The organism is Tolumonas osonensis (assembly GCF_014202415.1).
Classification (GTDB): Bacteria; Pseudomonadota; Gammaproteobacteria; order Enterobacterales; family Aeromonadaceae; genus Tolumonas; species Tolumonas osonensis.
On sequence record NZ_JACHGR010000001.1, the window covers coordinates 13,197 to 26,492 of the forward strand.

Sequence of the window (13,296 nt, forward strand, 5' to 3'; positions counted from 1 at the left end):
CGATACGCCTGATATTTAATTCTTTTCGTCAAGCCGTAATGCCTGACTCAGTAATAGCAGCGCGGTTTTATCGTCTGATTCACCCGCCTGGCGCAGCGCTTCGGTCGGCGTATGGATCAGTTTATTGGTCAGACGTTCGCTGAGTTCGGTCAGCACCGCAGCAGCATCTTCACCCTGCTCAATTTTACGCAAGGCCAGAGCCAGTTGTTCCTGGCGAATGGTATCCGCCTGCTGACGATAAACACGCACCTGCGTTTGCGACGACAAACTGCGGAACCAGTTCATGAACTGTTCCCGCTCATCCTGCACGATCTGCTCGGCCTGCCGGGCTGCCTGTTCACGGTGGCGCTGGTTTTCTGCCACGATCGTTTGCAGATCATCTACCGTATAGAGATACGCGTCGGACAGCTCCCCGACTTCTTCTTCAATATCGCGCGGCACCGCAATATCGATCAGCAGCATCGGCTTATTGCGGCGCTGTTTCAGCGCCCGCTCGACCATGCCTTTACCCAGGATCGGCAGCGGACTGGCGGTGGAACTGATCACCAGATCAACATCCGGTAATACCTGCGGAATTTCATTTAACGTGATCACATCCGCCTGCCAGGCACCGGCGATCGCCTGCGCCCGGAGCAGAGTACGGTTGGCCACGGTCATTTGTGCCACCGACTGACCATGCAAATGCTGGCCGACCAGTTCAATGGTTTCACCGGCACCGATCAGCAGCACATTGACCTGTGAGAGATCGCCGAAAATCTGCCGGGCCAGTGTCACGGCCACATAGGCAACCGAAACCCCGTAAGCACCGATTTCCGTCTCGGTCCGAACCCGTTTGGCCACACTGAACGTTCGCTGAAACAGACGATTCAGTAATCCCTTTACAGAGCCCTGCTTACTGGCCGTGTCCAACGCCTGTTTGACCTGCCCCAGGATTTGCGGCTCACCCAGGACCAGTGAATCCAGACCAGCGGCAACCCGCATCAGATGACGAACCGCTTCGCCATCCTGTAACTGATAAAGGGCCGGCTGCAATTCATCCTCGGTCAGATGCTGGAAGCGCGATAGCCATAGCGCCACCGCTTCACTCGCGCCACTATCAACGGCGCAGTAAAGTTCAGTGCGGTTACAGGTGGAAAGAATCACCCCTTCCTTGACGCCGGGAACCGATGTTAACGCCGCCAGTGCATCGTCGATACGTTCCGGCCCGAAGGCTACCCGTTCCCGCAATGACAATGACGCCGTCTTATGGTTTACCCCCAGCACAAACAGATGATGCATCAGGCTGTGGACTCGTCAGCAAATTTAAGATGCTCATTCTACGAAAAAGCGGAGATCTTTGAAAGCAAAGCGCCTGCGCCCATACCCAAAGTAATTAGTGTTGCAGCAAGGCGACAAATGAGCGAATCCCCATGAGCATAGATATGCTATGTGATTGGGGGGAGTGAACGTTGTCAACGACGCTGCAACTTCAAGTATGAAGGGTATATACTGTCGCACCGTCAAAGGAGGCTTCGTGAAACAATTACACCACCTGGCAATGGTTTTTTGCCTGCTGATACTTACCGCCTGCAGCTCCCGTATGCAGCAGCCGGATAATACGAATTGGCGTCAGCAGCAAGAAAGACTGACATCTGTCACGCACTGGACCATATCCGGCAAACTCGCCATTATCACCCCGGAGAAGAAGGGTTCAGTACGTATCCGCTGGCAACAGGATGGCGATGACTATCATCTGAACCTGACCAGCCTGATTGGCACCCGGGTCATGGAAATGCACAAGACGGGTGATCAGATACTGATTATCAATGATAAAGGTCAGGAATACCGCGGAACGGATGCCGAATACCTGGTATACCGTCTGACAGGCTGGCAGATGCCGGTATATAAATTACCTATCTGGATCAAAGGATTACCTGGCGATACGGACTATGAAATCAATCCGACTGGCCTGGTCACCCGGATCAAAACCGCAACCTGGCAGATGCAGTATCAGACCTATCAGCAGGTTGATGGCTGGATGCTGCCGGAGAACATCACATTCAAAGGCCAGCAAACCGAATTACGTCTGGTCATCAATGAGTGGGAACTCACGAAATAATGTCTACACCTGAAAGCATAAACTGGCCGGCTCCCGCCAAACTGAATCTGTTTTTGCATATCAATGGCCGTCGCGACGACGGCTATCATGAACTGCAAACCTTATTTATCTTCCTCGATCATTGTGACTGGCTGCGTTTTCACATCAACAACAGCAATCAGATCGATATTCGCCCAGACCTGGCAGATGTCCCGTTGGAACAAAATCTGATCTATCGCGCCGCGATGCTGTTGAAACAACATTCATCCCAGCCGCTGGGTGTCACGATTGAGCTGGATAAACGTCTGCCGATGGGCGGTGGCATCGGAGGGGGTTCATCTGATGCGGCAACCACGCTGGTTGCGCTGAATCATCTCTGGGAAATAAATCTTTCTGTTGATGAGCTGGCCGAGCTTGGGCGTCAGCTGGGGGCTGATGTTCCCGTTTTTGTACGTGGCCATGCCGCCTTTGCCGAAGGCGTCGGTGAACGCTTACAACCTGTTGAAGCGCCTCAGAAATGGTATCTGGTACTGGTGCCAGAATGCCATGTTTCCACCGCCGAAATATTCCGTCATCAGGATCTCAAACGGGACACACCCAAGCAAAGCTGGAACGAGTTAGCACAGGGAAATTGGCATAATGACTGTGAACCACTGGTGAAAAAGAATTACCCCGAGGTTGAAAAGGCATTACGCTGGTTGATAGAATACGCGCCGTCAAGAATGACCGGCACTGGTGCTTGTGTTTTTGCAGAATTTGAACACGAACATGAGGCTCGTGAAGTCTTGGCGAGAATGCCGACATGGTTACAAGGTTTTGTAGCCAGAGGGGAAAACGTATCACCCCTTTATGTCACTTTGCAACAGGTTTATGCTAGAAATGACTAAGCAGTCAACATTTCCTGCTGACCTTCACCCCCAACTGGACAAACCCAGAGGTTTAATCCCGTGCCTGACATGAAGCTGTTTGCCGGTAACGCCACACCGGAACTAGCGCAAAAGATTGCCGACCGTCTCTTCACTAAATTAGGAAGTGCCTCTGTAGGCCGCTTCAGTGATGGAGAAATCAGCGTACAAATCAACGAAAATGTACGTGGTGGTGATGTATTCATCATTCAATCCACCTGTGCACCGACCAACGACAATCTGATGGAACTGATTGTAATGGTTGATGCGATGCGTCGTGCATCCGCAGGTCGTATTACTGCAGTAATCCCATACTTTGGTTATGCCCGTCAGGATCGTCGTGTACGTTCTTCACGTGTACCTATCACCGCTAAAGTAGTGGCTGATTTCCTGTCCAGCGTGGGTGTTGACCGCGTTCTGACTGTTGATCTGCATGCTGAGCAGATCCAGGGTTTCTTCGATGTACCGGTTGATAACGTATTCGGCAGCCCGGTTCTGCTGGAAGACATGAAAGCCCGTAATCTGGAAGATCCTGTTGTCGTTTCTCCGGATATCGGTGGTGTGGTCCGTGCCCGCGCTATCGCTAAACTGCTGGATGATACCGATATCGCCATCATCGACAAACGCCGTCCGCGCGCTAACGTTTCTCAGGTTATGCACCTGATCGGTGACGTGGCAAACCGTGACTGCATCATCGTTGATGACATGATCGACACCGGTGGTACGCTGTGTAAAGCGGCTGAAGCACTGAAAGATCGTGGTGCGAAACGCGTATTCGCTTACGCTACTCACCCGGTATTCTCTGGTCTGGCTGCGAAAAACATCGCTGAATCCAAAATTGACGAAGTGATCATCACTGACTCAATTCCGCTGAGCGATGAAATCAAAGCAATCGGTAAAGTGAAGCAACTGACTCTGGCTCCAATGCTGGCAGAAGCTATCCGCCGTATCAGCAATGAAGAATCTATCTCTGCCATGTTTGAACATTGATTCAGACTTTGCAGAGTAAAAAAGCCTCCATTCGGAGGCTTTTTTGTTGGTTCCGGTTTCAGATCAATCTTAATGACGTAACCCGGTTCCCTTCTTCACTAACTGCCAGCATGTGGCATACAATGCCAGAATGAACAGCGATACCACCAGATAAGACATCCACATTGGTACATCAGAAATACCGATGAATCCGTAACGGAATCCGTTGATCATATATATGATCGGGTTGACATGTGACGCTGCCTGCCAGAACGGCGGCAATAATTCGATCGAGTAAAACACACCACCGAGATAAGTCAGCGGCGTTAATACAAACGTCGGAATGATACTGATGTCATCAAAGCTTTTGGCAAAGATGGCGTTCAGCAGACCGCCCAGTGAAAACAAGGTAGCCGTCAGCACCAGCATAAAAAAGACCGCCAAAGGATCGTGTACTTGTAATGGCACAAAAAACAGTGACACTGCGGTTACAATCGCACCGACACACAGCCCCCGCGCCACACCACCCGCGACAAAGCCCCAGATGATCAGATAGTTTGGCACCGGTGCCACCAGCAGCTCTTCGATATTGCGCTGGAACTTGGCACTGTAAAATGACGATGAGACATTGGAATACGAGTTCGTGATCACCGCCATCATGATGAGACCCGGTACGATGAACTGCATGTAGCTCACCCCATGCATATCACCAATCCGGCTGCCGATCAGATTACCGAAAATGACGAAATAGAGCGTCATGGTGATCGCGGGTGGCACTAATGTCTGTACCCAGATCCGGGTAAAACGATTGATCTCTTTACGAACCAAGCTCTGGAACGCGATCCAGTAAACGGCGCTATTCATGCCTGACGTCCTTTTTCTACTAATGAAACAAACAACTCTTCCAAACGGTTGGCTTTGTTACGCATACTCAGCACTTTGACCCGTTGCTGATTCAGCTGTTCAAAAACCCCGTTCAGACCATCACTTTTCTGAATTTCGACTTCCAGAGACTGCTCGCCGACCGGATGAAACTTAAAGCCGGTCAAGTGAACATTGGCCGCGGAACAATCCAGATCGAACAGGAAGGTTTCAACCTGCAGTTTACTCAGCAAGTTACGCATGCTGGTATTTTCCACAATACGGCCTTTGTCGATGATACCGATATTGCGGCAAAGCATTTCAGCTTCTTCCAGATAATGCGTGGTCAGAATGATAGTCACACCTTCTGCATTCAGGTTTTTCAGAAAGGACCACATCGACCGGCGGATTTCGATATCCACACCGGCGGTTGGTTCATCCAGGATCAGCAGTCTTGGCTGATGCATCAATGCCCGGGCAATCATCAGGCGACGCTTCATCCCACCGGAAAGTGTGCGGGCCTGTTTGTCCCGTTTCTCCCACAAATCCAGTTCCGTCAGATATTTTTCTGCCCGTTCCTCGGCAATTTTACGTGGTACGCCGTAGAACCCGGCCTGCTGAACCACGATCTGTTCCACTTTTTCGAACTGGCTGAAATTGAACTCTTGCGGGACTAAACCGATTTGCGATTTAGCATGCTCCAGATGGGTATCAATATCATAGCCGAATACTTTGACCGATCCGGAGGTCTTATTAACCAGGGAACTGATAATACCAATGGTGGTGGATTTTCCTGCGCCATTCGGGCCGAGCAGCGCATAAAAATCGCCTTCCTCTACGGCCAGATCAATTCCCTTCAGGGCTTCGACCCCACCCTGATAAGTTTTACGTAACTGTTGAATATCAAGAGCAAGCATATTGTCGGTATTCTTCATATTAGAAAAAAGTAATGCACAAGGCAGACATGTTGATTATAACCTGATCAGGATCAATACAGCTAATAACAAAGATGGATGCAAAAGGAACTTTACTGGTCAAAATTTGTTAGGTTGATCGCAATTGCTAAAACGGTTTAGCGAGTTTAGTTGTTTAGCTAAACCGTTTTAGTAAAATTAAACTCATGCAATAAATGAGGAATTAACATGACAAACCGGGTCTGAATTTCAGGTGATACCACAAACCCGTTTGGTTAATTTATGTCTTCGGTTTTACAAAAGAAAAGGTTGCGGCATGGCTGCAGCAGTAACAGACAAGTTTTAGTAATTTCTGAGAAGAGAGAGTGTGCGTCCTGGCCTGGTTTCACCCCTACAGCAAAACAGACCAGGTCGCACGATATCACCCCGAAGCCGCTGTTGTAAAACAGCATCGGTTAGTGTCGTAACGGATTGAGCCCCCGTTATGACATTTAACCGGTTACATCCATTAAAGAGGAAAATCATGAATGTAACTTCTGTAGCAAATGAGCTGATCCCATTGCTGGGTGGCAAAGAGAATATCGTCAGTGCAGCCCACTGCGCAACCCGCTTGCGCCTGGTTTTGCAGGATGATTCAAAAATTAATAAAAGTGCGGTTGAACAGGTCGAAGGGGTAAAAGGCTGCTTCAGCAATGCCGGCCAGATCCAGATCATTTTTGGTACCGGCATCGTCAACAAGGTTTACGCTGCTTTTATTCAGGTCGCCGGTATCAGCCAGGCAAGTGAGGGTGATGTCAAAAAACTGGCAACACAGAAACTGAACATTGTGCAGCGTGCAGCCCGTACACTGTCCAACATCTTTGTGCCTATCATTCCGGCTATCGTCGCATCGGGTTTGCTGATGGGAACGCTGGGTCTGGTGCGTACTTACGGCTGGGCCAACCCTGACAGCGCCATTTTCATCATGCTGGATATGTTCAGCTCGGCGGCATTTATCATTCTGCCTATATTGATCGGCTTTACCGCTGCGCGGGAATTCGGTGGTAACCCTTATCTGGGGGCAACACTGGGGGGCATTCTGACCCATCCGGCACTGACTAATGCCTGGACTGTTGGTAGTGGTTTTAAAACCATGGACTTTATGGGTATGGACGTGGCGATGATCGGTTATCAGGGTACTGTCTTCCCGGTATTGATTGCTGTCTGGTTCATGAGCCATCTGGAGAAGCAACTGCGCCGGGTGATTCCGGATGCACTGGACATCATTCTGACACCGTTCCTGACCGTGATCATCACCGGTTTTGTATCTCTGCTGTTCATTGGCCCTGCGGGTCGCGGTCTGGGTGAAGGTATCACCTTCGTTCTGACTACTCTGTATGAACATGCTGGCTGGTTAGCAGGTCTGCTGTTCGGTGGTACCTACTCGGCGATTGTTATCACCGGTATTCATCACAGCTTCCATGCGATTGAACTGGGTCTGCTGGCTGACAAGAGTGTGGGCGTTAACTTCCTGCTGCCTATCTGGGCTATGGCTAACGTTGCTCAGGGTGGCGCATGTCTGGCGGTTTACTTCAAGACCAACGATGTTCGCGTGAAATCCATCGCGATTCCATCGGCACTGTCTTGTCTGCTGGGTATTACTGAAGCCGCTATCTTCGGTATCAACCTGCGCTTCGTGAAACCATTCTTGGCCGCACTGGCAGGTGGTGCTCTGGGTGGCGCCTGGGTTGTTGCCAGCAAAGTCGGTATGACTGCGGTCGGCCTGACCGGTATCCCGGGTATCGCGATTGTGCAATCCAGCTCGGTGCTGACCTACATCATCGGCCTGGCAATCGCTTTCGGTGCTGCCTTCACTATCGCGACCGTACTGCGTTACAACACGGACGCTGAATAATGTCTGAAGTTTCCTTGCTGAAACAACTGGCCCGGTCGTTAATGACCGGGCAACCCGTTGCTGCCAGTGACCCGCATCGTCTGCACTGGCATCTGGCACCACCGGTTGGTTTATTGAATGATCCCAACGGATTTATTCAGGCAAATGGCCGTTACCACCTGTTCTATCAATGGAATCCCCTTGCCTGCCGCCACGGCGCAAAATGGTGGGGACACTGGAGTTCTGCGGATCTCGTCCACTGGCAACATGAGCCGGTAGCACTGTTGCCGACAGAAGAGTACGAGATCAACGGTTGTTATTCCGGCTCTGCCGTTCAGCACGACGGTAAAATTACGCTGATTTATACCGGCAACGTCAAATACGCCGATGGTTCGCGCACCGCTTATCAGTGCCTGGCCGAAGAGCTGCCGGACGGGACTTACCGCAAGCTGGGCCCAGTCATTCCGCTGCCGGAAGGCTATACCGGCCATGTGCGTGATCCGAAAGTCTGGCAACATGACGGACACTGGTACATGGTGTTAGCTGCCCAATCAGCGGAGCTCACTGGTAAGGTCCTGTTCTACCGCTCAGCCGATCTGACCGAGTGGCAGCTCCTCGGGGAGATCGCCGGCGCACATCTCAATGGCCTGAAAGAGTTCGGTTATATGTGGGAGTGTCCGGATCTGTTCCCGCTGGATGGTCAGGATGTGCTGATCTGTTGTCCGCAGGGACTGGCGGCTGAACAATACCGCTATCTGAATCTGTATCAGTGTGGTTATTTCACCGGCAAGCTGGATTATCGGCAGGCAGAGTTTCCGCACGGCGAATTCCGCGAGCTGGACCTGGGATTCGAGTTTTACGCGCCACAAACCACAGAGACTGCTGACGGCCGTCGCCTGATGTTTGGCTGGCTGGGCTTACCGGATGATAACGAGCTGGTACAGCCGACAATCAAATACGGCTGGGTTAACAGCATGACCTGCCCGCGGGAACTGTCGCTGCGCGATGGCATACTCTGTCAGCAACCGGTTAAAGAACTGCAGCAATTACGTCAGGGCACCGGAACAGACTGGCAAGGTTCTGCGGAACAGGCGCCAGAACTCGCCGCTGTCAGCGCCGAGCTCTTAATCGATGTCAGCGGAACATTCTCGTTATCACTGCGGGATGAAGCGACCCTCGACTGGGATGGCGAATGCCTGATTCTGACCCGCCGTAACTGGCGTACAGGGGAACAGGAATCCCGTTACTGGTTCGGCTCCTTAAGATCACTGCAGCTGTTGCTGGACAGTTCGTCGCTGGAGTTGTTTATTAACGATGGCGAAGCCTGTATGACCGCCCGTTATTTTCCGGATCCGGAAAAACAGACATTGCACTTCCAGGGAGCGGGAACGGTTTCAATTCATCACTGGTTGTTGTCAGCATGCGTGATAGAATGAAGAAGCCTCCTGTGACCGGATCGAATGTGAAACAACCAAACCGTATAACTATCAGTAACATCGCAGAACTGGCGGGCGTCTCCAAGGCGACTGCCAGCTTGGTTTTGAATGGCAAAGGCGATGAATACCGGGTGTCGGAAGAAACGCAGCAGCGCATTCTTTCTATTGCTGAAGAACACCGTTACCAGCCCAGCTTCCATGCCCGCGCCTTGCGTTCCTCGCGCAGTCATACCATCGGACTGGTTATTCCTTTTCTGACCCAGTTTACGAATGCCAGTCTGGCCCGCGAGCTGGAATCGTTGTTTCGCAATGCCGGCATTCAGATCATTATTGCCTGTTCGGATGAAGATCCGGAGCAGGAAAAACTCGTCGTGAACAATCTGCTGCAACGTCAGGTGGATGGTCTGATTGTCATCTCCAGCAATAGCAGCGATGAAGCCTACAGTAAAATTCACAGCTATGTTCCTGTCGTACAGCTCGGTCGCCAGATTGGTGATTCCAGCCTCCCCTTGATCATGACCGATGCGGAAAGCAGCACGACCAGTCTGATCCAGGTATTGGCGACACAGCATCCGGATGAAATCTATTATTTCGGCGGGGAACCGACGCTGACGCCGAGCAAGCAGCGTCTGGCCGGTTACAAACAGGGATTGCAGCAAGCCGGTGTGTCATTACGCCCGGAGTGGATCCGTCAGCGGAATTTCTTCTCCTATTCCGGTTATGACATGATGGAAGAGGTCTGTAATGAACTGGGACGCCCTCCCAAAGCATTATTCACTGCGTCATTTTCTCTGCTGGAAGGGGTATTGCAGTACCTGAACCAGAATCCGGAAATGCAGCAGGGATTACATCTGGCCAGTTTTGATGATCATGAGCTGCTGGATTTTATGCCGCTGCGTATCGACAGCATTGCCCAGGATTATACTGCCCTCGCCTTCAACGCCTTTACCATGCTGATGGCCCTGATGGAAGACAAGGCGGTTCTGCCACCCACCATGCAGACTATCCCGGCCCGTATCCGCTGGCGGCATCCGGAATCACGCCGTCTCAGCAAACAGATAACAACAGAATCCTTACCCAAATAATAAAGCCACCTGAAGGTGGCTTTATTGCTCAACAGCGATGTTTATTCCAGCGGGATCACTTTGCCGATAAAACGCAGATTACGGTATAACTGCGCGTAATCGATACCATAACCCACCACAAATTCATCCGGAATAGTAAACCCGGTCCATTCTACCGGAACCTGTACTTCGCGGCGGGCCGGTTTGTTCAGCAGCGTACAGATAGCCAGTGATTTCGGCTCACGCAGACTGATGATGTCGCGGATTTTGCTTAAGGTAAAACCGCTGTCGATGATGTCTTCCACGATCAGCACATCTTTGCCTTTGATTTCATCATCCAGATCTTTCAGTACCCGCACTTCGCGGGAAGAAGTGGTGCTGTTGCCATAGCTAGAAGCGGTCATGAAATCAAGGCTGACCGGCAAATCGATGTGCCGACTCAAATCAGCCAGGAACAAGCAGGAACCACGCAATAACCCGATCAACACCAGTTCAGAGGTTCCCTGATAATGCTCGGTGATTTGACGTCCCAGTTCAGCCACCTTGGCCTGTAATTCATCTTCCGGGATCATCACATCAATTCTGTGCTTCATCATAACGACTATCTACCTGTTCAAATTGGGCTGCGGCGCAAACCGCAGATTAAAACGAAAATGTGGCAATGCTGCATTATACCTTGTTTATCGTCGGAAGATCGCGCTGCAAGCAGGATCAATTCACTAAAACTCCGATAACCCGAGGAATAAAAATAAAAAAAGCCACACGAGTACTGGTGTGGCTTTTTCAGATTGCGGCAGTAAATCAGCTGCGGCTCAGATAATCCGCCTGACCAATCCACTTGTAACTGGTCAGTTCGGTTAAGCCCATCGGGCCACGGGCGTGCAGTTTCTGCGTAGAAACCGCCACTTCTGCGCCCAGACCAAACTGTCCGCCATCAGTGAAACGGGTTGAGGCATTCACATACACGGCCGCTGAACCCGCCGCATTGATGAAGTACTCCGCATTCTTCAGATCATTGGTCAGAATGGCATCAGAATGACAGGCATTGTGTTCCTGCAGATGCGCAATGGCCGCTTTGACATCCGGGATCACTTTTACCCCCAGCGTCAGGCTCAGCCATTCGGTATCAAAATCTTCTGTATCGGCTTCACGTAACAGCTCCGCACCCGCCGCTTTCAGCAACGCATAGGCCTGAGGCTCTGCCACCAGCGTCACCTTCTGCTGATTCATGCGGGCGGCCAGCGCAGGGACGATCTGTACTGCGATTTTTTCATTCAGCAGCAGGGTATCCAGGGCATTACACGCGGACGGACGCTGTACTTTGGCGTTATCAATCACGTCGATAGCGCGTACCAGATCGGCACTTTCATCCACATACAGATGGCTGACACCAAAACCACCGATGATCACCGGAATGGTGCTCTGATCCTTGCACAGGCGATGCAGATTCGCACCACCGCGAGGAATGATCATGTCGACATACTGATCCATGGTCAGCAGTTCACTGACCAGCGCACGATCCGGACTTTCAATATATTGCACTGAAGCAGCAGGCAAGCCACTCTTCGCCAATGCAGCCTGAATGACCTTCACCAGAGCCATGTTGGAATTGAAGGTTTCACGGCCACCGCGCAGAATGCTGGCATTGCCGGTTTTCAGACACAGCGCCGCAATGTCGATGGTCACGTTCGGACGCGCTTCATAGATGACACCAATCACGCCAATCGGCACCCGGCGACGGGACAGACGCATGCCATTGTCCAGTACACGACTGTCAATTTCGGAACCGACCGGATCATCCAGCGTCACGACCTTGCGCACGTCCGCGACAATACCCGCCAGACGGGACTCATTCAGCAGCAGACGATCCAGCATGGCATCGGTCAGACCTGAAGCTCGGCCTGCTTCGATATCTTTGGCATTCGCAGCCAGGATCACGTCCTGCTGGGCTTCCAGCTCATCGGCCATCGCCAGCAACGCCTGATTTTTGCGTGCTGTAGCTGCAACAGCCAGTTCAAAAGACGCTTCACGGGCAGCCTTGCCCATTGCTAATAAACTCATGCTCATTCTCCCTTACAGCAATACCATGTCATCACGATGGATTGCCACCGGACCATAGCCATAACCTAAACAGGCTTCGATTTCATCAGAATGATGCCCGCGGATCCGTTCTAATTCATCCGCAGTGTAACGGGTAATACCACGCGCCACTTCTTTGCCATCAGGTGTCACAATGCGCACCGCTTCGCCGCGGCCAAATTCGCCCACAACCTGAATGATACCTTTTGGTAACAGGCTGGAGCCTTTGTCATGCACAGCTCTGACGGCACCGGCATCCACGTGAATTTCACCGTGCGATTGCGGACCAGCCAGGATCCAGCTCTTACGGCCTTCCAGCGGGTTTGCCTGCGCTTTAAAACGGGTACCCACTTTTTCATTATTCGCCAGACGACCCACCACTTCCGGGGTTTTACCACTGGCGATCACTACTTCGATACCAGCACGACAAGCGATATCCGCCGCCTGCAATTTGGTGGACATACCACCGGTACCCAGACCACTGACGCTGTCCCCAGCCAGGCTACGCAACTGATCGGTAATTTCCGTGACTTCCTCAATCAGGGTCGCATCCGGATTAGTACGCGGATCTGCTGTAAACAGACCTTTCTGATCGGTCAGCAGGATCAGCAAATCCGCATCCGCCAGAATCGCGGCCCGCGCAGACAGGTTGTCGTTATCACCGACCTTGATTTCGGCAATCGCGACTGCGTCATTTTCGTTAATGACAGGAATAATGCGGTTATGCAGCAAGGTCTGCAGGGTATCGCGCGCATTCAGATAACGTTCCCGATCTTCCAGATCGGCACGGGTCAGCAATAACTGACCAATCTGCAGCCCGTAAATGCTGAACAGATTCTGCCAGACCTGCATCAGGTGACATTGTCCCACCGCCGCCAGCATCTGTTTGTTGGGCATCGTGGGGGGAAGATCGGGGTAACCCAACTTCTCGCGACCTGCGGCGATTGCGCCAGAGGTCACAACCACGACCTGATGCCCATGACGATGCAGAGCAGCACACTGACGAACCAGTTCCACCATATGGGCCTGATCCAGTTTACGTGTGCCGCCGGTAAGAATGCTGGTGCCCAGCTTGACGACGATGGTTTTGCTTTTCATTGCTGCGATAACCCTCCATG

General features: G+C 51.7%; 12 protein-coding genes. 6 read left to right on the top strand and 6 right to left on the bottom strand.

The features are described 5' to 3' along the window. Positions 1–15: 15 nt before the first annotated feature. The gene (gene hemA / locus HNR75_RS00065) at positions 16–1,278 is read right to left on the bottom strand and encodes a glutamyl-tRNA reductase (protein WP_188024978.1); all 1,263 of its coding nucleotides are present in this window, start codon (positions 1,276–1,278) and stop codon (positions 16–18) included. 235 nt (positions 1,279–1,513) lie between these two features. On the opposite strand from hemA, the gene lolB reads away from it, so the two are divergent. The 3 genes from lolB to HNR75_RS00080 are packed head-to-tail and all read left to right on the top strand — an operon-like array spanning position 1,514 to position 3,972. Next, positions 1,514–2,098 (top strand): lipoprotein insertase outer membrane protein LolB, encoded by a 585-nt coding sequence (gene lolB / locus HNR75_RS00070; protein ID WP_188024979.1) that lies wholly within the window; start codon positions 1,514–1,516, stop codon positions 2,096–2,098. Further along, positions 2,098–2,964, top strand: coding sequence for a 4-(cytidine 5'-diphospho)-2-C-methyl-D-erythritol kinase (ispE, locus tag HNR75_RS00075; RefSeq protein WP_188024980.1), 867 nt, complete (start codon positions 2,098–2,100; stop codon positions 2,962–2,964). The genes lolB and ispE overlap by 1 nt, the downstream gene beginning before the upstream one ends. A 60-nt stretch (positions 2,965–3,024) precedes the next feature. Next, positions 3,025–3,972, top strand: coding sequence for a ribose-phosphate diphosphokinase (locus HNR75_RS00080; RefSeq protein ID WP_188024981.1), 948 nt, complete (start codon positions 3,025–3,027; stop codon positions 3,970–3,972). Between the two features lie 69 nt (positions 3,973–4,041). On the opposite strand, the gene HNR75_RS00085 is transcribed toward HNR75_RS00080, so the two are convergent. Both HNR75_RS00085 and HNR75_RS00090 read right to left on the bottom strand, forming a co-directional pair. Then, the gene (locus HNR75_RS00085; protein ID WP_188024982.1) at positions 4,042–4,815 is read right to left on the bottom strand and encodes an ABC transporter permease; all 774 of its coding nucleotides are present in this window, start codon (positions 4,813–4,815) and stop codon (positions 4,042–4,044) included. Continuing rightward, the gene (locus HNR75_RS00090; protein WP_188024983.1) at positions 4,812–5,729 is read right to left on the bottom strand and encodes an ABC transporter ATP-binding protein; all 918 of its coding nucleotides are present in this window, start codon (positions 5,727–5,729) and stop codon (positions 4,812–4,814) included. Before HNR75_RS00090 ends, HNR75_RS00085 begins: the two co-directional genes overlap by 4 nt. Positions 5,730–6,249: 520 nt before the next feature. Here HNR75_RS00090 and HNR75_RS00095 point away from each other — a divergent pair. From HNR75_RS00095 to HNR75_RS00105, 3 genes are read left to right on the top strand one after another with little or no spacing between them, the layout of a single operon-like run. Next, positions 6,250–7,620: a sucrose-specific PTS transporter subunit IIBC gene (locus HNR75_RS00095; RefSeq protein WP_188024984.1), complete on the top strand. Its 1,371-nt coding sequence runs from the start codon at positions 6,250–6,252 to the stop codon at positions 7,618–7,620. Next, positions 7,620–9,035: a sucrose-6-phosphate hydrolase gene (locus tag HNR75_RS00100; protein WP_188024985.1), complete on the top strand. Its 1,416-nt coding sequence runs from the start codon at positions 7,620–7,622 to the stop codon at positions 9,033–9,035. The genes HNR75_RS00095 and HNR75_RS00100 overlap by 1 nt, the downstream gene beginning before the upstream one ends. 26 nt (positions 9,036–9,061) lie before the next feature. Next, positions 9,062–10,120: a substrate-binding domain-containing protein gene (locus tag HNR75_RS00105; protein WP_343043229.1), complete on the top strand. Its 1,059-nt coding sequence runs from the start codon at positions 9,062–9,064 to the stop codon at positions 10,118–10,120. Positions 10,121–10,161: 41 nt separating this feature from the next. Here HNR75_RS00105 and hpt read toward each other — a convergent pair whose 3' ends face one another. The 3 genes from hpt to proB all read right to left on the bottom strand — a co-directional run bounded on the left by hpt (position 10,162) and on the right by proB (position 13,276). Further along, on the bottom strand, positions 10,162–10,692 hold the full coding sequence (gene hpt / locus HNR75_RS00110) for a hypoxanthine phosphoribosyltransferase (RefSeq protein WP_188025398.1): 531 nt from the start codon (positions 10,690–10,692) through the stop codon (positions 10,162–10,164). A gap of 208 nt (positions 10,693–10,900) precedes the next feature. Further along, complete coding sequence (locus HNR75_RS00115; RefSeq protein WP_188024987.1) at positions 10,901–12,160, bottom strand: glutamate-5-semialdehyde dehydrogenase; 1,260 nt, start codon at positions 12,158–12,160, stop codon at positions 10,901–10,903. Positions 12,161–12,172: 12 nt separating this feature from the next. After that, positions 12,173–13,276: a glutamate 5-kinase gene (proB, locus tag HNR75_RS00120; protein WP_188024988.1), complete on the bottom strand. Its 1,104-nt coding sequence runs from the start codon at positions 13,274–13,276 to the stop codon at positions 12,173–12,175. Positions 13,277–13,296: the final 20 nt, after the last annotated feature.

Coding starts and splice junctions, on each gene's coding strand:
- hemA (WP_188024978.1), bottom strand. CDS start 1,278: ATGCATCATCTGTTTGTGCTGGGGGTAAACCATAAGACGGCGTCATTG.
- ispE (WP_188024980.1), top strand. CDS start 2,098: ATGTCTACACCTGAAAGCATAAACTGGCCGGCTCCCGCCAAACTGAAT.
- HNR75_RS00085 (WP_188024982.1), bottom strand. CDS start 4,815: ATGAATAGCGCCGTTTACTGGATCGCGTTCCAGAGCTTGGTTCGTAAA.
- HNR75_RS00090 (WP_188024983.1), bottom strand. CDS start 5,729: ATGCTTGCTCTTGATATTCAACAGTTACGTAAAACTTATCAGGGTGGG.
- HNR75_RS00095 (WP_188024984.1), top strand. CDS start 6,250: ATGAATGTAACTTCTGTAGCAAATGAGCTGATCCCATTGCTGGGTGGC.
- HNR75_RS00100 (WP_188024985.1), top strand. CDS start 7,620: ATGTCTGAAGTTTCCTTGCTGAAACAACTGGCCCGGTCGTTAATGACC.
- hpt (WP_188025398.1), bottom strand. CDS start 10,692: ATGAAGCACAGAATTGATGTGATGATCCCGGAAGATGAATTACAGGCC.
- HNR75_RS00115 (WP_188024987.1), bottom strand. CDS start 12,160: ATGAGTTTATTAGCAATGGGCAAGGCTGCCCGTGAAGCGTCTTTTGAA.
- proB (WP_188024988.1), bottom strand. CDS start 13,276: ATGAAAAGCAAAACCATCGTCGTCAAGCTGGGCACCAGCATTCTTACC.